This is a genomic window from Rhizobium sp. 32-5/1 (assembly GCF_029537235.1).
Lineage (GTDB): Bacteria > Pseudomonadota > Alphaproteobacteria > Rhizobiales > Rhizobiaceae > Pararhizobium.
In genome coordinates this window covers 51,868-69,419 of sequence record NZ_CP120640.1, presented here as the reverse complement: position 1 = coordinate 69,419, position 17,552 = coordinate 51,868, and the positions used below count along the sequence as shown (strand labels likewise).

15 protein-coding genes and 6 pseudogenes are annotated in these 17,552 nt (G+C 56.1%); 16 read left to right on the top strand and 5 right to left on the bottom strand.

The window, feature by feature from the left end; all coding sequences use genetic code 11:
* Nucleotides 1-341 precede the first annotated feature (341 nt).
* Nucleotides 342-1,298, top strand: coding sequence for a cysteine synthase family protein (locus P6U16_RS27350; protein WP_277705013.1), 957 nt, complete (start codon nt 342-344; stop codon nt 1,296-1,298).
* A 90-nt stretch (nt 1,299-1,388) separates the two neighbouring features.
* Here the strand turns inward: P6U16_RS27350 and P6U16_RS27345 are convergent, their stop codons facing one another.
* From P6U16_RS27345 to P6U16_RS27335, 3 genes and pseudogenes are all read right to left on the bottom strand, one after another.
* On the bottom strand, nt 1,389-2,375 hold the full coding sequence (locus P6U16_RS27345; RefSeq protein ID WP_277705012.1) for a molybdopterin-dependent oxidoreductase: 987 nt from the start codon (nt 2,373-2,375) through the stop codon (nt 1,389-1,391).
* A gap of 4 nt (nt 2,376-2,379) precedes the next feature.
* Nucleotides 2,380-3,401 (bottom strand): annotated as a pseudogene (locus tag P6U16_RS27340) (carbon-nitrogen hydrolase family protein).
* Between the two features lie 64 nt (nt 3,402-3,465).
* Complete coding sequence (locus P6U16_RS27335; protein ID WP_277705052.1) at nt 3,466-3,849, bottom strand: Rid family detoxifying hydrolase; 384 nt, start codon at nt 3,847-3,849, stop codon at nt 3,466-3,468.
* Between the two features lie 179 nt (nt 3,850-4,028).
* Between P6U16_RS27335 and P6U16_RS27330 the strand changes: the two genes are divergently transcribed.
* Nucleotides 4,029-4,949, top strand: coding sequence for a LysR family transcriptional regulator (locus P6U16_RS27330; RefSeq protein ID WP_277705011.1), 921 nt, complete (start codon nt 4,029-4,031; stop codon nt 4,947-4,949).
* A gap of 164 nt (nt 4,950-5,113) precedes the next feature.
* Nucleotides 5,114-6,318: pseudogene (locus tag P6U16_RS27325) on the top strand (aminotransferase class V-fold PLP-dependent enzyme).
* Between the two features lie 444 nt (nt 6,319-6,762).
* Here P6U16_RS27325 and P6U16_RS27320 read toward each other — a convergent pair.
* Both P6U16_RS27320 and P6U16_RS27315 read right to left on the bottom strand, forming a co-directional pair.
* The gene (locus tag P6U16_RS27320; RefSeq protein ID WP_277705010.1) at nt 6,763-8,385 is read right to left on the bottom strand and encodes an FAD-dependent oxidoreductase; all 1,623 of its coding nucleotides are present in this window, start codon (nt 8,383-8,385) and stop codon (nt 6,763-6,765) included.
* A 106-nt stretch (nt 8,386-8,491) separates the two neighbouring features.
* Nucleotides 8,492-8,911: a MarR family transcriptional regulator gene (locus P6U16_RS27315; protein WP_209856445.1), complete on the bottom strand. Its 420-nt coding sequence runs from the start codon at nt 8,909-8,911 to the stop codon at nt 8,492-8,494.
* A 551-nt stretch (nt 8,912-9,462) separates the two neighbouring features.
* On the opposite strand from P6U16_RS27315, the pseudogene P6U16_RS27310 reads away from it, so the two are divergent.
* The 13 genes and pseudogenes from P6U16_RS27310 to purU form a co-directional block, all read left to right on the top strand.
* Nucleotides 9,463-9,555, top strand: a pseudogene (locus tag P6U16_RS27310) (hypothetical protein); the annotation flags it as partial.
* A pseudogene (locus tag P6U16_RS27305) lies at nt 9,540-10,691 on the top strand (aminomethyl transferase family protein); the annotation flags it as partial. The pseudogenes P6U16_RS27310 and P6U16_RS27305, both read left to right, overlap by 16 nt.
* A 134-nt stretch (nt 10,692-10,825) precedes the next feature.
* Nucleotides 10,826-11,716, top strand: a complete 891-nt coding sequence (locus P6U16_RS27300) for a methylenetetrahydrofolate reductase (protein WP_277705009.1) — start codon at nt 10,826-10,828, stop codon at nt 11,714-11,716.
* 238 nt (nt 11,717-11,954) lie between these two features.
* On the top strand, nt 11,955-12,449 hold the full coding sequence (locus tag P6U16_RS27295; protein ID WP_277705008.1) for an ABC transporter substrate-binding protein: 495 nt from the start codon (nt 11,955-11,957) through the stop codon (nt 12,447-12,449).
* Nucleotides 12,416-12,646: pseudogene (locus P6U16_RS27290) on the top strand (ABC transporter substrate-binding protein); the annotation flags it as partial. The gene P6U16_RS27295 and the pseudogene P6U16_RS27290, both read left to right, overlap by 34 nt.
* Nucleotides 12,613-13,122: an ABC transporter substrate-binding protein gene (locus P6U16_RS27285; protein ID WP_277705051.1), complete on the top strand. Its 510-nt coding sequence runs from the start codon at nt 12,613-12,615 to the stop codon at nt 13,120-13,122. The pseudogene P6U16_RS27290 and the gene P6U16_RS27285, both read left to right, overlap by 34 nt.
* A 69-nt stretch (nt 13,123-13,191) precedes the next feature.
* A pseudogene (locus P6U16_RS27280) lies at nt 13,192-14,054 on the top strand (branched-chain amino acid ABC transporter permease).
* The gene (locus tag P6U16_RS27275; protein WP_277705007.1) at nt 14,051-14,830 is read left to right on the top strand and encodes a branched-chain amino acid ABC transporter permease; all 780 of its coding nucleotides are present in this window, start codon (nt 14,051-14,053) and stop codon (nt 14,828-14,830) included. Before P6U16_RS27280 ends, P6U16_RS27275 begins: the two are co-directional and overlap by 4 nt.
* Nucleotides 14,830-15,039: a hypothetical protein gene (locus P6U16_RS27270; protein ID WP_277705006.1), complete on the top strand. Its 210-nt coding sequence runs from the start codon at nt 14,830-14,832 to the stop codon at nt 15,037-15,039. Before P6U16_RS27275 ends, P6U16_RS27270 begins: the two co-directional genes overlap by 1 nt.
* Entirely contained in the window at nt 15,036-15,785 is a 750-nt protein-coding gene (locus P6U16_RS27265; RefSeq protein ID WP_277705005.1) for an ABC transporter ATP-binding protein, read from the top strand. The genes P6U16_RS27270 and P6U16_RS27265 overlap by 4 nt, the downstream gene beginning before the upstream one ends.
* The gene (locus tag P6U16_RS28635) at nt 15,778-16,080 is read left to right on the top strand and encodes an ATP-binding cassette domain-containing protein (protein WP_349017767.1); all 303 of its coding nucleotides are present in this window, start codon (nt 15,778-15,780) and stop codon (nt 16,078-16,080) included. The genes P6U16_RS27265 and P6U16_RS28635 overlap by 8 nt, the downstream gene beginning before the upstream one ends.
* The gene (locus tag P6U16_RS27260; RefSeq protein WP_349017769.1) at nt 15,966-16,481 is read left to right on the top strand and encodes an ATP-binding cassette domain-containing protein; all 516 of its coding nucleotides are present in this window, start codon (nt 15,966-15,968) and stop codon (nt 16,479-16,481) included. The genes P6U16_RS28635 and P6U16_RS27260 overlap by 115 nt, the downstream gene beginning before the upstream one ends.
* Nucleotides 16,482-16,573: 92 nt before the next feature.
* A complete protein-coding gene (purU, locus tag P6U16_RS27255) occupies nt 16,574-17,455 on the top strand; it encodes a formyltetrahydrofolate deformylase (RefSeq protein ID WP_277705004.1) in 882 nt (293 codons plus the stop codon).
* The last annotated feature ends 97 nt before the right edge of the window (nt 17,456-17,552 follow it).

Here is a 17,552-nt window from a genome sequence, read left to right as displayed (position 1 = left end):
GCCAGTTTTGCCAAATTTTTTTGCCATTCGTGCGATCCGTTAAGGCCACGAAATCCTAGATTATCATGTATAGCTCAATGGGCCGGTTTTCCCGAGCTCGATCTAAGCCTTCGACTAATGGGATACGGGAAGTGACCGTTTTACTGGTGACGTGGAAGGCTACATCTTAAACTGCGGCGGCTGTCCAACGGGTTCACCCCCGAAAACCCTCCTACAACGCATACGGGCGCCATCGAACTTGGCACCGGCACAGTTGGCGCCCCATCGAAAGCTCAACGCGCGTCAAAAATTCGTGCAGGTGGCTCGCCCAATGGGCGCTAGACGATCAACCGGAAGGACAAATGAAACATGCAACTAAGCCCCCGCCACCTGTCGAGTCCGCGCTCAATGCTATTGGCAATACACCGGTGATACGCCTGCGTCGCGTCGTACCGGAAGGGAGTGCTCAAGTCTTTGTGAAGCTCGAGTATTTCAATCCGACAGGTTCCTATAAAGACCGCATGGCAAAATCCATCATAGAAGAGGCTGAGCGGCGCGGGGATTTGAAGCCAGGAATGACAGTAGTTGAGGCGAGTGGGGGAAGCACTGGGTCTTCGCTCGCCTTCGTTTGCGCAGTGAAAGGCTATCATCTCATCGTGGCTTCTTCCAACGCCTTTGCCATGGAGAAATTGCGTACCATGCGCAGCTTTGGCGCAACCGTTGATCTGATCCACAGCCCGTCAGGCGAAATTTCGGCCGATCTAATTCCGTCAATGATCCGTCACGCCCAGGAGGTCTCCAAGCGGTCGGACTGCTATTATTCGGACCAGTTTAACAACCGCGACGCCTTGATAGGCTACGAAGACATCGGCCACGAGTTGGTCACACAATTTCCAGACGGTATCGACGCCTTCTGTGGCGCGGTTGGCGTGGCCGGAATGACAATGGGCGTGGCGAGGATTCTTAAATCGCGCTCAGCGTCGGTTCGGATCGTGGTTCTGGAGCCGGCCTCTTCACCTGTCATCTCGGAGGGTTGGGCGGGAACCCACCATGTCGAAGGCATAGGGGTAGGCTTCGTTCCGCCTTTGCTCAGTCGGGATCTATATGACGAAGCGCGCAGCATTCCGGAAGAAGAAGCACGCGCTATGTGCCACCGGCTGGCACGGGAAGAAGGATTGTTGGTCGGCACGTCCACGGGCCTCAACGTCACTGCGGCGATTCGTTTGGCCAAGGAGTTGGGGCAGGGTAGGACGGTCGTCACGGTCGCGAGCGATACCGGTCTAAAGTACATGAACGGGAAGCTTTTTGCAGATTCCTGACAACGCGCGCTCGATGTTCCTTAGCACAGTTTTTGGAGCATCCTGTCAGCGCGGTAGGGAAGGTTCATAATCGTCACTACGGGCGAACACCTAGGCACCAATTTGAACTTGGACTGAGTGCACTGCGTTTCTTGCAGCCGATGGCGGCTGTCCTTCGCCAAGCTCGTTGGTGCAGCGACATAGCAGGACATGCTGGCCGGATGCTGGGACCCATGGCAACTCGAACCGCTGCCAACTTCTATCCTCGCGCGGACCTATGGTGGCTCTTTGCCACGAGCCTCCTCCATTCACGCTGACTTCCACGGTTGATATCTGACGATCTCCCCAAGCCCAACCCCATATTTTCGTTGGCACATCAGCCAACAGTAGATCGTGAGGGGATGGCGACACGATAACGGACTCAGGGGCGACGCTCCAAACTGGCTTCACCCCTGATGGCGTGGGATCGTTATAGAAGCGCGTCGTATAGGCGCCGCTCGCCCGCCGGTTCGCGGCCGTGATGGAACCAACCCACTTTACGGAATTCGTGCCGTACCAACCCGGCACAACCAGTCGAACCGGACCTCCACGCTCCGGAGTGAGCGGCCGGCCGTTGATCTCAAGTGCAAGAATAACCTCTTCTGCGAGTGCTTTCTCGATAGGCAGGTCTTTTTGATAGGCTTCTTCAATTTCGGCGTATTCGCCCCACTCGAGGCCGGACGTCCATACATATGACGCATCGGTGCGGATCTTTGCACGTTCCAGAACAAGCGATAGCGGCACGCCTTTCCAAACCACATTTCCGATCCTGCGCTTGGCGACTTTCGGGGCAAGAGGGCTTCCAGCGCATTCGTGAAATGACATGTACTCGCGCTGAGGCATGGCTTGAAGATCCGAGAGACGCAACCTCGTTGGGTTGTCCACGAGGCCATCGACATCGAGATGCCAATGGTCGGGGTCGATGTTCAGAAACCCCATATGCGTCACCAGAAAAAGATCGTCCTCCGGAGTGATCCAGGAGTTGAGGGCATGAACCCCTTCAGCCGGACCTTGGAAGGAGAAGCCCTTCTTTATCATGTGCATACCCGTCCGCATCATCGCCTTACTCCTCTAGGGCCGGTGCATCGAAGCGGGTTCCATATTCCTCCCGGCCTTCTTGGAACCGGATCGGTTTGCGGCGTGTCCGATTGACAGTGACGTCGAATATATCGAAGCGGTTGTAACCAGCAACGACGTCATGAAATCGTTTCGGTTCCACACACTCGTCCAGATCGATATGGGCATAACCGATACCTCCATCGATCATTTCATCACCAATTGGCGCACCAGTCGGCCGAAGAAAAAGCTGCTGGCCCGCGGGCCGGCATCTATGATCGCTGCGATTGTGGTGTCATCCAAAGCAACGGCTCTGCGTGTGCTTTCATCGAACCGACCGGCGACAACGATGCCGAAGCACTTGGCCTCGAAACAATGGGATGAGGCCCGGATGCGGTTGGCCGCCCGGTTGTCGTAGTTGTCGCTTTCTGTGGGAACGCGAGTGGGCCAGATCGGCGGATAAGTGCTGATATGAACCTGCTCGGCCTGCGTCATCAGACTGTAGCGCGCGAGTGGATTTGTGTTTTCCCCGCAAATGAGACCGCCAATACGGCCAATTCTTGTATTTGCGACGACCAAACCTGCGCCGTCGCCGGGATCCCAAACCAGTTTCTCGAAGAAAGTTGCGACCAGCTTTCGATGGTGGATCAGGATCTCACCCGTATCGGAAATCAGGACATTGCTATTCCACAGACCTGCGACACTTGCCGGGTTGCGCTCGGAGAAACCGATTGAAACGAAAACACCGTTGTCGGACGCCGCTTTCCGCACACGCTCGATTTCAGGTCCGTCCACGTATACGGAAGCATTCAAGAAGCGCTTGAAATGTTCGTGTGATTGGATGGGTGGGTAAAGTGCCGCCCAGACGGGAAACCCGGGAAGAAAGCTCTCCGAAAAGACCACGAGCGATGCGCCATTTCGGGCAGCCTCTGCGACTACCGAACAAGCAGCTTTCTCCCCGCTCGCCACTGGATCAAGATAAACCGGGGCGACATGAGCAGCGGCGGCTTTGAAATTCATGTTTCCCATCGACATTCCTCTACTCATGAAGTTTTGGCGATTAGCCATTTCGACAAGCTCGCCAATGACCGAGTCACGATTGCCGTTTTGCCGTTAGACCGATTTCAATGCGTGCACCAAGCGGCAGGCTGGCGCAGCCGATTGTGGTGCGGGCAGGGTAGGGCGATGAAAATCGCGTCGCGTAAATCTCGTTCATTTGAGCGAAGTCGTCCATGTCGGTGAGATAAACGTTGACGGATACGACATCATCCGGCCCGAGGCCTGCTGCCTCCAGGACCTGAAACAGATTATCGAAACACTGACGGGTCTGATCAGCAACATTTCCTTCGACAAGTTTGCCGGTGCTCGGATCAAGTGGAGTCTGACCGGAGCAGAACAGCAAGTCGCTGGCCCAGGTCGCGTGCGAATACGGTCCTACTGCCGCAGCGTTCGAAGCATTCACAGTTCGTCTTGACATGGTTCCTCCAAAGGCAGGTTCAAGCGGCGCCAACCTGCTGGCGGCCAGCATGTCCGCAGGGCATCTTGCTTCATTGCACGCTGCACGTTCAGCTTTACAGCCCTCGAAACTAACAGAACGAATTTGCGCGCCAATGCGAATAGGATGGACTACGCTGTGCAAAAATAGACGGGGATACTATGGCGACTGCAATCGATCATCTTGATTGGGACGATCTCAAACTCTTCCTCATCGTCGTCCGGTGCAAGAGCGTGACCGGAGCAGCCCGCGAACTGAAAGTCAGCCACTCCACCGTATCGCGTCGGCTTGCGCGTCTGGAATATACGGTTGGCGGCGCACTCGTCGAACGGACGAAGGACGGACTTTTGCTGACACCGGCCGGGCTGGTTACAATGCGGCGAGCGGAGGAAATCGAGAACGGCGTGAATGCGCTTCGAAGCGACGTGAGAAATCGTGACGAAATTCGCGGCACAGTCAGATTGGCCACCATGGAAGGGATCGCAACGCTTTATCTCTCCGAGCGCCTCGTTGAACTCAGTAGCCGGTACCCTGATCTTGACCTTGAGCTTGTAACATCGCCGCAAACGGTTCGGGTCGCTCGCCGGGAAGCGGATCTATTCTTAAGCTTCTTCAAGCCCCACGGAACGTCTCTTGACAGTCAGATGATCGGACGTTTCAAGACTGGCCTGTTCGCTTCGCAGGCCTATCTGGAGCGCAATGGCGTTCCGTCTCACGCGGCGGATCTTAGTGACCACCGCTTTGTTGGCTATATCGAGGAGTTGGTCCAGCTCGAAAGCGTTCTCTGGCTGGAGGAACTGGTACCCGCCCCGAAAATCGCGTTCAGTTCAAACAGCATGATGTCGCAGATGTTTGCCGCGTCTGCGGGCGCAGGTATCGTAGCCCTTCCCGAATTTGCACGCAGTCTGAACCTCGGTCTCGTTCCAGTGCTCGACGAGTTGAGCGGCGAACGTGAGATCTGGATGTCGGCACATCAGGACTTGGCTTATCTCCCGAGAGTGAGAGCCGTAAAGCAATTCGTGAAAGAGCAAGTTCGTCGAGACGAACAACGCTTGCTCAGAAACGCACCCTGGTCACGGTGAAATTACGCAAGTTGGTGCGAGCGGAGCAGTTCTGGCCTGCTGAATTAGCGGCCAGTCACACATAACGAGCAATTCTGCACAGCGGCTTGCGAAAGTATCGGCTGCCGCGACAATGCAAATTGCGTCAACAAGATAGCTGGCTCGATCAAAGGAAGGAAACCCTCATGTCACAAATCAGGGGCGACGCTCGCAAGACTTTGGATCTCCTTCGCCTGCGTGCTGATACTCCCGGCACAAAGAACAGAAACCATCTGAACAATGCTGGGGCGGCGCTGATGCCGAGCCCGGTGATCGATGCAGTGATCGGTTATTTGAACCGGGAAGGCGAAATTGGAGGTTACGAGGCGGCGGCGGAGGCCAACTCGCTGTTAGAGGGAGCCTATGACAGCTTGGCGACTTTTGTAAACTGCGCTCGCGACGAGATAGCGATCGCTGAAAACGCAACGATCGCCTGGCAGCGCGCATTCTATTCCCTCTCTTTTGGACCTGGGGACCGGATCCTGACGGCAAGTGCCGAATTTGCAGCGAACTACATCGCCTTTCTGCAGGTTGCCAAGCGCACCGGCGTATCGATCGAGGTCATTCCGAATGACGCCTCTGGCATCCTGGATCCGGACGCGCTGGTGAAAATGATTGATGATCGCGTTCGGTTGATTGCCGTTACCTGGATCCCGACCAACGGCGGGCTTATCAATCCAGCAGCAGCGATCGGTCGAATTGCACGAGACAATGGCATTCTCTATCTGCTCGACGCATGCCAGGCTGCCGGTCAAATCCCGATCGATGTTAACGCTCTCGGCTGCGACATCCTCACCGCTACTGGCAGGAAGTTTCTCCGTGCACCGCGGGGAACTGGTTTCATGTACATGCGCAAATCCGTCCTGGAAACGATCGAGCCAGCGATGATCGACCTTTATGGCGCGCCTTGGACTGCGCCCGGTCGATACGAATTGCGACCTGATGCTAGACGTTTTGAAACTTGGGAGAAGAACTATTCGGTTCGTCTTGGCCTGCGGACGGCAGTGGACTACGCCCTCGGCATTGGGCTCAAGAACATCGAAGAGCGTTGCAAACACCTTTCGACAGTGCTTCGCGAAGGCCTGAGGGGATGCGTGCGGTGTCCGTACATGATCTCGGAGCGCCACTTGCGTCCATCATCTCATTCACGGTTAAGGGCTGGGACTCGTCAGCCGTCTTGGCCCACCTGACTAGCAAGGGAATCAACGTCTCGGTTTCGCCTCCCTCCAGTACCCCCGTTGATGCCTACACGCGACAACTTCCGCCTGTCGTACGAGCGTCGCCACATTACTACAATTCGGAGGAAGAGATCGATGGCTTCCTCAAGGCGATTGCCGGTATTGCCTTGTAGCGGATCTGCTCGGCTGGCGAATGAAGCAGCTCGCTTCTAAGAGGCAGTTGATACGTCACCTCATATCAAGTCACGTTTCCAGTCAAAAGGTATCAAACCATGACGGGTTCTTAACTCGCCACAGTATCAATCGAAAGCCGCTGCCAATGGCGGCTATTAATGGTGCAGGTGCGAGGGTTAGCTATGGTGATCGGATTGCCTCGAGATCAATCGGCGCTTCCCAACGCAGATGAGTTCGCCGGCGGTGACTGCGCGCGAGTTTCGCCGAGTTCAGGAAGGAATTCATTCCTATCACGGACGACGGCTTTGCACCCTTCAGCTACTCTGCGGTCAATGTTATTTTAGGCGTGTGAGGTACTCCGGGTTGGAGCCTAGCTGCAATCGTGGCATGAATGTACTTTGGAACGGGTGAACACGCTCCAATTCAGGTTCTTTATTTTCGCCTCATCCGGCGGCAGGATCTTGGGGATGTGAGTACCCCAAGACTGTCTTGATGACTGTTGCACCGTGAGCGGGGTCATCACCACGCCAGGCGACGACTTGATCGGGTCTGATCAACACAAGGGGTTCACGATAAAGTTCGAGAAGTTGGTCAGACTCGATATCGACGACGGCAAGTTCCATCGACATCATCGAGGCTGCGGCGACCAACTCGTCGCCACTGCAGGTAGACGGACGAAGCCTGAGAAGTGTCCACTCGAACCCGAACCTGTCGAATAGGGATGTGTGAGGATCGAGCCACAGATGAGGCGCTCTTCCACCCGGCGACGCGGTGGGCGTGTAAACATCGGGAAGGTCAGGGGCATCATCGGCTGCTTCGGAAAAAATGACCGGGGAATTGTAACGAGCACCGAAAGTCACACCTGGAATGTTGAATTCTGCCCGTCCATGAGCTTCCAGATATGCGCCAGCTTCTTTGCGTATTTCCAAACCGAGGTCAGACTGCGTTTCCAGTCCGAGTTTTGGCGCGTAGTTCCCGATCGACTCGGCGAAGTTCTTGGCAAACCCGGTATTCCTGATCGCAACGGGTCGCCGCTCCTGTTCATATGTCTCGAGAAGTCGCGAAGATGCACTTTGCTTGATCACCGCAGCAAGCTTCCAACCTAGGTTGACCGCATCATCAACGGCCGTGTTATAGCCCAAGCCACCTGCGGGCGTGAAAAGATGAACTGCGTCGCCGCCGAGAAAGACCCGGCCTTGTTGAAACTTCACCGCAACCAGCGCATAGCCGGCCGTCCAGGTGCCGCGAGACAGAATTTCCGCATCAATTGGGTACCCCACCGCCGCTCGAAACATCTCGATGGCCTGGTCGTCGGAAATATCGTCTTCGCGCTCACCGTCTTTCAATTGGGTATGAAAGGCGAATTCGCCCTTACCATCGACCGCCGCCATAAATGCGCGGCGTTCGTCGTTGAATGCAACATTCATCCAAGCGGGTGGGAACGGAACGACGTCGTAGAACTGTGGGCACCGTAGGTAGAGGGCAAACATTTTACCGCCAAAGAAGTCCCGGACAGCACCGCCGTCGCCTTGGTAGCGGATGCCAAGCGCCTTGCGAACGGCGCTTCGGGCGCCATCCGCCCCGACAAGGTATTTGCACCGGACCACGCGCGTCGCTGCCCCCTCCACCTCACTGGCCGTGACAGTTACAGCGTCACCGGTGTCGTTGAATTCAGAGACACGCCAGCCGTAATTTATCGAAATCGGCGACAGTGCCTCCGCGTGCTCGCGAAGGACGCGCTCGACAAATTTCTGAGAAACTCTGTGGGGCAGTTCGGCCGCGCTCCACGATCCTGTCATCGTTAGGACGCGTTCCCGCGCCTCTTTGGCAGAGGGAAGACGAAAACGGGCCAGTTCGTGACGAGCGAAGCGTGTGAAATAGGCGATATCCGTCGGGAAATCCTCCGGCATACCCAGCGCACGGATTTCGTCTGCAAACCCAAGGCGCCGATAGTGCTCCATCGTTCTGGCCTGAGTGGCGTTTGCCTGCGGATTGAAGGCGGTCGACGCCTTCTCATCAAAGAGCACGGCAGAAATTCCCCGGCGGCCAAGCTCGTTTGCAAGCATCAGTCCAAACGGTCCGCCCCCGCAATGACGACGTCGAAAGCTTCACCGGTCACTTGTTACCCTCCCAAATCCTGTCTGCAGATTTAGTAAGGAAACCGGACCAAAGTCAACCGGCTAGATCGGGCTGTTTTCCCTGGCGAGCTTCGACATATTTCCCCAATGCCTCAACGAGCAGGTCGACCATTGCGACGCCGAGTTCCTCACGCATCTCATTCTCCGCGACTTCGAGGCTCTGATGAAATGCTTCAAGCCACTCGAACCCCTTCTCCGTGAAGCATACCAGCTTTGCTCGACCATCGGCTGGATCGGGCCGCTTTTCTATAAGGCCCGTGCGCTCCACTTGATCAACCAGCTCGCTCATCGACTGTTTCGTCAACGAAGCGCGTCTGGCGAGTTCGGTTAGCCTCGTTCCGTCCTCATCGAGGTTCCGGGTCAGGTTGATATGGGCCGAGGTCAGTTCCGCATGCCCGTGATCCTTGAGATGTTCAATAATCCTGTTTTCAAAAATTCTGACCGCCTCGTTCATGCGACGACCGATGTTGTTCCTGCGCCACGCGTTGCGTAAAGTCATTTTTTGCCACCTTCAGAGTCATCTTCTTCAACGAGTAGAGTTCATGCCCCTTTTTTCCAGCCCGAATTTCAAAATGATTGACACAGGCTAAAATAAAATCATATGGTCAGGCATCCGAACTAAATTGGGTTTGCGTTGAGCGTCGGATGGGGTCGTGCGTGGGAGGCAATTTTGCTCTGATCCCGTCTGAATTCTCCGAAATGCCTTCCGGGGTCTCTATGCGACGTGATGCGGAGGGCATCTCGCATACGGGTAAAGGTGTGAACTCGCTTGAAAAGCTGGCGCCGTGGAATGAAACGGAATGAGGAGGATACTTTCACAATGGTTAAGTCGAACGGCGGAAGGTCGCTGCAAAATCTGGTGGACGAGAAAAGCAATCTTGTCGACTATTTCTACAACGACACCTTGGCACCTCATTATCGGGCTCGAACCGGTTTGACCGCTGCGTTCATCCCCCGGAATTCACCAATTGGCGGGATGAACAAAGAGCTTGGCGGGAAACTGCAATCCTTTTCGATCAGTCTCATCACATGCCCGAGCTCCTGTTGAAGGGTCCGGACGCTTTCAAGCTGTTGCAGCGCCTCGGCATCAACAGCTTGGCAAACTTCACCAACGACCGGGCCAAGCAGTTTGTCGCATGCACCCCCGTGGGCATGTTATCGGCGATTGTGTCATCTACAGACTTGGCGACGAAACTTTCGAACTCGTCAGCGGCATGCCCGTCTTGAATTGGGTCCAATACAACGCCGAAAAAGGTGGTTACGACGTTACCATCGAGCGCGATGATCCAACGCCTTACAACCCGACCGGCAGGCGATGGTTTTATCGGTTCCAGCTGGAGGGGCCGAACGCCGGTCATATCTTCAATGCTGCTGTCGAGGGTGGAGCCCCCGAGATCGCGTTTTTCAGGACCGCGAAAGTGCGGATTGGCGGATGCGAAGTAATGGTGCTGCGCCATGGGATGGCGGGGCATCTCGGCGCCGAACTTTCCGGCCCCTACGACGATATGGAACGGGTGAGGGCTGCCCTTCTGGAAGCGGGTGAACAGTATGCCCTGAAGCAGGGTGGCACTAAGACATACTTCAGCACGATTTTTGAATTCGGCTGGATGCCCTATCCGCTGCCGGGGATCTACACCGGTGATGAACTTCGAGATTTCCGTGAATGGCTGTCGGGGAATGGGTGGGAGGCGAACGCCCAACTCGGTGGAAGCTTCGTTTCGGAGAATATCGAAGACTACTATGTGACGCCTTGGGATCTCGGCTATGGCCATATCCTCAAGTTCGACCATGACTTCATCGGCCGTGAGGCGCTGGAATCCCAACCGCCCGAGCAGCGGCGCCAGAAAGTCACGCTGGTGTGGAACCGCGACGACGTCACTGCAATCTTTGCGTCCGCACTTGGACAAGGCCCCCGCTACAAAGCCATAGATCTGCCGGTAGCCTATTATGGCTGGCCCCAGTTCGACGAGGTCCGCAGCCTGGATGGGGCCTTGGTCGGGCACTCATGTCATTGCGGCTATAGCAACAACGAAGGTGAGATGTTGTCGCTTGCCATGCTTGAAGGCCGCAGCGCGGCGCCCGGAACCGAGGTTACACTGACCTGGGGTGAACCTGGGGGTGGATCGCGTAAGCCGCATGTCGAAAAGCATGAACAATTCAAAGTGCGGGCCATTGTGGCGCCTGTTCCTTACGCAAGTTCGGTTCAGAAAATGAAGCGCGCGACAATCAGCTGAATGCGGCGGGCGTCGGTCCCACCTGCATTGGTGCAGGTGGGACCGGAAGGCGATGCCCTTGCGAAAACCAGTCACGCCACATGTGCGGTCGCGCGATCTGCGCCCTCCTGTCGGTAAACCAGTCGAGGATCCCCTTGTATGGATGCAAGCGGGGCGGGGTTATTATGGACATATCAGGCTTGAAGAGTAAGCGCCGGTATCTCGATGTCGTCGAGCGATTTTCGTTAGAGGTCACCGCGAAAGATGCTTCGCAGTTGTCGGACTTAGCTCCTGACATTCCAAAGGGCACGCTGATATCGGTACCGTATCTCCCGTCGGACAGCGGAAACGATCGTATCTCGGCGGCAAAGACGATACGCCAGTTCGGCTTTGAGCCTATGCCGCACATTGCGGCGAGGAGTATTGGCACCGAGGCCGAGTTGTCAGGCGCCGTGTCGGGCTTTGTTCGTGAAGCACAGGTCACTCGTCTGCTCATTCTTGCCGGCGATCTTGATCCTCCCAAGGGCGCATTTCCCGATACCGCAGCGATCTTGCGGAGCGGTGTCCTGCAACAGCACGCGATCACACACGTCGCTATAGCCGGGCATCCAGAGGGCCATCCCTCGCAAAGCGCCAGCGTGCTTACCGAAGCGATCTCGGAGAAACGCCGCATTCTCGAAGCGCTCGATCTTGAATGGTCGATTTTTACCCAGTTCACATTCAGTGCGGTTCCAGTGCTTGAATGGATCATTGGAATCCGCAGCAGAGGAATAACGGTGCCCATCCATGTCGGTATTCCCGGGCCAGCAAGTATCAGAACGCTGATGCGGTTTGCGGCGGTTTGCGGCGTCTCCGCCTCGACAGCGGTCCTTAAAAAATATGGGCTTTCGATCACCCATCTACTGTCAAGCGCCGGACCAGACGTTCTCGTCGACGACTACGCCGACGCAATGGTCGACGGAGTGTACGGCGATATCCGCCTGCACTTCTACCCTTTTGGTGGCGTTCGCAAATCTGTCGAGTGGATAAGAAGCTACCAGAGATGACAGCACCGTCATCGTATCTGGCGACGATTTGGTTCGGCAGATTGACGACGTTGAACTGAACCAAAACGACAAGGAGCCGAAATATATCTGCATGTCGAGCTTGGTACTGTCGGAGCTGGCGGATCTGCGGCAATCAGCTTCGGCTTGACAATTATAGTACGGTATCCGTACTAATATTTGCTGGGAGAGCGGCTTTCGCCGAGTTGCGTCCGGACGCATTTCCGGGAGGGAGGATATCATGAAATTCAAGAAGCTTGCGCTGTGCGCCGTGGCAACCGCAGTGCTGTCAACGGCGAGCACCGTGGCCTTGGCCGAGACGATCAAGGTGGGTGTTATCGCGACATTTTCGGGACCGAATGCCATCTGGGGCAAACAGTTTCGGGAAGCAATCGATGTCTATGTGGCGCAACATGGAGATGAAGTCGCCGGCAACAAGGTTGAATTTATCTACAAGGACGTCGGAGGCCCAAACGCCGACGCGAGTAAAGCCGCAGCTCAGGAACTCTTGGTGCGCGAGGGTGTGAAATATCTGGCGGGTTTTGATTTCACGCCAAACGCTATCGCTGTCGCGCCCCTCACAAAGCAGGCCAAAGTACCGGCGGTCATCTTCAACGCAGGAACATCGGCGATCAACAAACAGTCGGAATTCTTTCTCCGGACAAGCTTTACCTTGTCACAACTCGCTCAGCCGGCTGCGCAGTGGGCCGCCAAAAGCGGTGCAAAAAAGTCGTGACAGCCGTATCTGACTACAATCCAGGAATAGACGCAGAAGCGGCGTTCTCCAGTTCGTTTGAGAAGAACGGTGGCGCCATCGTCGAGAAGATTCGTATGCCTCTTCAGACGACGGATTTCGCGCCGTTCATGCAACGGATCAAGGCTTCCGGAGCGGATGCGGTATTTGCGTTCCTGCCCGTGGGTCCAGCAACGTTCGCCTTCACCAAGGCGTACAACGAAAACGGGCTCAAAGCCGCCGGGATTTCTTTTACGGCACCGGTGAGACCGATGAAACGACGCTTGACGCGCTGGGTGATCAGGCGATCGGCTTGGTCACGGCGTACCACTATTCTGCGGCACATGACTCGGAACTGAACAGGAGCTTCGTTGCCAAGCTGAAAGAGCTCCACCCGGGTTCACACGCCAACATGGCGTCGGTGGGCGCCTACGACGGTGTTGATCTCATCTATAAAATGATCAAAGTGGCTGGAACCGACGGGCAAAAGGCGGTCGAGGCGGCGAAGGGATTGGAATGGGAGAGCCCGCGCGGCCCGGTGAAGATCGATCCCGTTTCTCGCCATGTGATTCAAAACGTCTATATCCGGCAGGTGGAGCGAGCCGCGGACGGGACCTTGATCAACAAGGAAATCGCGACGATACCAAACGTTCCGGACCTGGGCTTCAACCCGTAATCCGAAGCACGTGGCGGGAAATATTCCCGCCACTCTTCCTCTCGTTCCATTTTCCTCGATAGGTATCGAATGTCGATCATTTTCAGCATTGTTGTCGATGGCGTCGCCTACGGGATGATCCTCTTCATGATCTCCGTCGGACTATCGATCACAATGGGACTCATGCGGATTATCAACCTTGCCCATGGCGGCTTCGCTCTGCTCGGCGGCGCGGCGGTACACGTGCTTAGCGTGCGCTTGGGGGTTCCATTCTGGATCGCATCGTTCACTGCTGTGATTATAGTGATCGTGCTCGCGCTTGTCCTGGAGCGGCTGCTATATCGTCACATCTACGGCTTCGGGGAACTCGGCCAGGTACTGGCGACCATCGGCATCGTTTTCCTGATGATTGCCACAGTGAACCTGTTCCTAGGCTCAACGATCTTGTCTCTGGGGGCGCCCCAGTCGCTGACTGCAGCCGTCGATCTCGGATTTAAGACACTCCCGCTTCATCGGGTGATCGTTATCCTTGCCGGCTTTATAATTATGGCTTCGCTCTGGCTTCTGATGGAGAAGACCCGCTTCGGGATCTATCTGCGCGCAGCTGTCGACAACAAGGTTGCTGCCGCCTCGCTCGGGATCAACACACCTCGCGTTTTTCTCGCTGCCTTTGCGATCGGGGCAGGGCTCGCCGCTTTCGGAGGTATCCTTGGCGCAGAGCTTCTTCCCATAGAAGCCTATTATCCGCTCCGGTACATGGTTCTTTTCCTGATCGTCGTCTCGGTTGGTGGTCTGGGCAGTATCCCGGGGTCATTCGCTGCTTCGCTTGGGCTCGGGATTCTGGACACTGCCGGTCGCTATCTGCTGCCAGGGATCGGCACGATCTTCTTTTTCTTGCGATTACGGCGTTGCTTGCACTTCGTCCGCAGGGCTTGATGGGGAAAGCTCAATGACGAATGCCACTGATCAAGTTTCCATCAGAAGAAAAATGGGCCGGCTGGCGCTGGTCCTACCAGCGTTGATCGTTTCGGTTGCAGCCGCCATCGCGTTTATCCTGTTTCCTTACGATCTGGCCTTTCTGACGCGCATCGTCATCATGATGATCTTTGTGCTCTCCTTTGACCTGATCCTCGGATATGCGGGGATCGCAACGCTTGGTCATGCGGCGATGTACGGGTGTGGCGCTTATGCGGCCGGGCTCGTGTCGTTGCACCTCGCTTCAGACCCGCTGATTGGACTTTTGGCCGGTGCAGTTGCCGGGGCGTTGATTGCCTGGATCTCCGGTTGCGTGCTTTTGCGAGCGCAGGGCGTAGCCCTCTTGATGATTTCGATTGCGGTTACCATGGTCCTTCAGGAGACAGCTTCGCAAGCGCGGTGGCTGACCGGCGGGGCCGACGGCCTCGCTGGGATTACTGTCTCACCCCTTCTCGGCATGTTTGAATTCGACTTCGTTGGCCAGGTCGCGTTCGTCTATTCCGTCTGCATTTTGATAGCGGTCTTGATTTTTTGCTGCATTCTCGCTTCCTCTCCGTTTGGGCTGGCACTTCGCGGCATCGAAGGAAGTGCGAGCCGGATGCGAGCGATTGGAACGCCCGTCTACCGCCGCAAAGTGACGGTTTACGTAATAGCTGGAGCGATTGCCGGTATCGCTGGCGCGCTGGCCGCGCAGGTTACAGGCCTGGTGGGGATCGAAGTCTTTAACTTCTCTCTTCCGCTGATGTCATGGTGATGTTGATCGTCGGCGGAGCCGGGCGCCTCTATGGCGCGCTCGTCGGCACCCTCGTGTTCATGGTCGTCCATCACATTGCAGCAGGCATCGATCCTTTCAACTGGCTGTTCGTGATCGGGTTCATGCTTCTCATCATCGTGTTTGCTCTCCCCAAAGGATTGATCTCGCTCCCGGATCGCCTGGTCGCGCTGTTGAGGAGGAAACCATGACCTCCGGTCTCGCAGTCCATGGACTTTCGAAAAATTTCGGCGGCTTACAAGTCGCACGAAACCTGACGCTTTCCCTCCCAAATGGTGCGAGGACCGCCTTGATCGGACCGAACGGTGCGGGAAAGACGACATTTGCGAACTTGTTGACGGGCGTTCTCAAACCCTCCTCGGGAACCATTCTGCTCAACGGCAAAAGCGTTGGTAAAATGTCTGAGTCCGAGCGGGTTCGAGCTGGAATCGCGAAAACCTTCCAGATTACCAACCTCTTCCGTGATCTCACCGTTCGCGAGAATATTCGCCTGCCGATACTGGAAAGGGAGCGCCGCACGAACAAGGTTTTTTGCCGCTCTGATGGGATACCTGAGTTAGAATGCGAAATCTTTCAGTTACTGGAGGATCTTGCGCTGACGCCTCTGGCGGACAAGCCCGTACGTGGACTTGCTTATGGCCAGCAAAGGCTCGTCGAACTGGCGCTGACATTGGCTTTGAAGCCTAAGGTCTTGATCCTTGATGAGCCAGCGGCCGGGGTACCTTCCACGGAAAGCCACCTGATCGTCCAGGCAATAAAGAGACTTCCGGCAGATTTGTCGGTTCTCATCATCGAGCATGACATGCAACTGGTTTTTGAGGTTGCCAATAGGATCATCGTCCTGGTCAACGGCGCGATCCTTTTGGACGGCACTCCACAGGAAGTGATCTCCAATCGCGAGGTCCGGGAACTCTATCTGGGGGCCGATCATGGCTGATGCGCTGCTGGAACTGGACGGCGTGATTGCTGGCTATGGTGAAACGCATATTCTTCGCAATGTGTCGCTCAAGGTTGCGAAGGGCGAGCGCCTGGCAATCGTCGGACGGAACGGAGTGGGCAAAACAACTCTGCTGGCCACCATCATGGGGCAAACCCGCCAGCACGCCGGAAGCATCAGATTGAGGGGAATTCCTGTCGATGGCGTACAAGCCCACGAGCGCGCGCGGCTAGGGATTGGTATCGTCCCGCAGACGCGCGATATCTTCCCTCGCTCTCTGTCGAAGAGAACCTGATCGCGGGCATGCGGAATGGATCAAATCTGAACGAAGCCTATGATCTTTTTCCGAGATTGAAGGAACGCCGGTTCAATGGCGGCCGCCAGCTTTCCGGAGGTGAACAACAGATGTTGTCGATCGCCCGTGCGCTGCTTGGAAGACCTCAGATCATCTTGCTGGACGAACCGCTGGAGGGACTGGCGCCGGTGATTTGCGACATGCTCGTCGGTGTTTTTGGCGATCTTGCTGACCGAGGCCATACGGTCGTTCTGGTGGAACAACAAATTGGCCTCGCTCTGCGCTTTGCTGATCGGGTCGTCGCTCTGGATCAGGGAAAGATCGTTTTTGAGGAAGCAGCGGTGAAACTCGCTAGCGATCGTGCCGAACTCGATCGGCACATCGGGCTTTCCGCTACCTAAGCGGCGCCGGCGCATCGGCACGGCTTAGCATTGCTGCTGACAGGGCACCCCTTGGGCCAACTGGCTCTAGACTAGAACGAACGCGGTGAAGAATGAAGAACTATGTCCTGACGGTTTCATGCGACACAACCCGCGGCATCGTGGCAGCGGTCTCCGGATTTCTGTTCGAGCAGGGGTGCAACATCGTCGATAGCTCGCAGTTCGACGACCTGGGCACCGGGAAGTTCTTCACGCGTGTCAGTCTCTTTTCCGAAGGTGCGTCGCGGGATGCACTGATGGAGGGGTTTAAACCAGTCGCGGCAAGGTTCGGGATGGAGTGGAAACTTCACGATGCGCAGGAGCGAATGAAGGTTCTGCTCATGGTCTCGCGCTTCGGTCACTGCCTCAACGATCTCTTATACCGCTGGAAGATCGGCGCGCTGCCGATCGACATCGTCGGCGTCATTTCCAATCACTTTGATTACCAGAAGCTGGTCGTCAATCACGATATTCCGTTTCACTACATACCGGTTACGAAGGCTAATAAGCCGGCGGCTGAGGCGCGTATCATGGACCTGGTCGACAGTACCGGAACGGAGCTTGTCGTGCTCGCCCGCTACATGCAGATCCTCTCGGACGAGATGTGCAGCACCATGTCCGGCCGTATTATCAATATTCACCATTCGTTTTTGCCAAGCTTCAAGGGCGCAAACCCCTACAAACAAGCCTATCAGCGGGGCGTGAAGTTGATCGGTGCCACAGCTCATTACGTTACCGCCGACCTTGACGAGGGACCCATCATCGACCAGGACACCGTACGCGTCACCCATGCGCAGTCGCCGGAAGACTATATCTCGCTCGGCCGCGATGTCGAAAGCCAGGTGCTGGCACGCGCGGTCCACGCCCACATTCACCACCGCTCTTTCATCAACGGCAATCGCACCGTCGTTTTCCAGCCAAGTCCCGGGTCTTACGCTTCGGAACGCATGGGTTGATACCGCGCCTGATTATCAATGCTGGTCGAAGTGCGATCGAAGCATCTGACATGACGACTAAGGAGGCGGATCCGCTGCGCCGGCATTCTGATTTTGC

Bases quoted from the DNA above. Each gene is read 5' to 3' on its own strand.
- P6U16_RS27335 (WP_277705052.1), bottom strand. From the start codon at position 3,849: ATGTCAAGACGAACTGTGAATGCTTCGAACGCTGCGGCAGTAGGACCG.
- P6U16_RS27330 (WP_277705011.1), top strand. From the start codon at position 4,029: ATGGCGACTGCAATCGATCATCTTGATTGGGACGATCTCAAACTCTTC.
- P6U16_RS27270 (WP_277705006.1), top strand. From the start codon at position 14,830: ATGTTGATCGTCGGCGGAGCCGGGCGCCTCTATGGCGCGCTCGTCGGC.
- purU (WP_277705004.1), top strand. From the start codon at position 16,574: ATGAAGAACTATGTCCTGACGGTTTCATGCGACACAACCCGCGGCATC.
- P6U16_RS27350 (WP_277705013.1), top strand. From the start codon at position 342: ATGAAACATGCAACTAAGCCCCCGCCACCTGTCGAGTCCGCGCTCAAT.
- P6U16_RS28635 (WP_349017767.1), top strand. From the start codon at position 15,778: ATGGCTGATGCGCTGCTGGAACTGGACGGCGTGATTGCTGGCTATGGT.
- P6U16_RS27320 (WP_277705010.1), bottom strand. From the start codon at position 8,385: ATGCTTGCAAACGAGCTTGGCCGCCGGGGAATTTCTGCCGTGCTCTTT.
- P6U16_RS27265 (WP_277705005.1), top strand. From the start codon at position 15,036: ATGACCTCCGGTCTCGCAGTCCATGGACTTTCGAAAAATTTCGGCGGC.
- P6U16_RS27295 (WP_277705008.1), top strand. From the start codon at position 11,955: ATGAAATTCAAGAAGCTTGCGCTGTGCGCCGTGGCAACCGCAGTGCTG.
- P6U16_RS27315 (WP_209856445.1), bottom strand. From the start codon at position 8,911: ATGAACGAGGCGGTCAGAATTTTTGAAAACAGGATTATTGAACATCTC.
- P6U16_RS27275 (WP_277705007.1), top strand. From the start codon at position 14,051: ATGACGAATGCCACTGATCAAGTTTCCATCAGAAGAAAAATGGGCCGG.
- P6U16_RS27345 (WP_277705012.1), bottom strand. From the start codon at position 2,375: ATGATGCGGACGGGTATGCACATGATAAAGAAGGGCTTCTCCTTCCAA.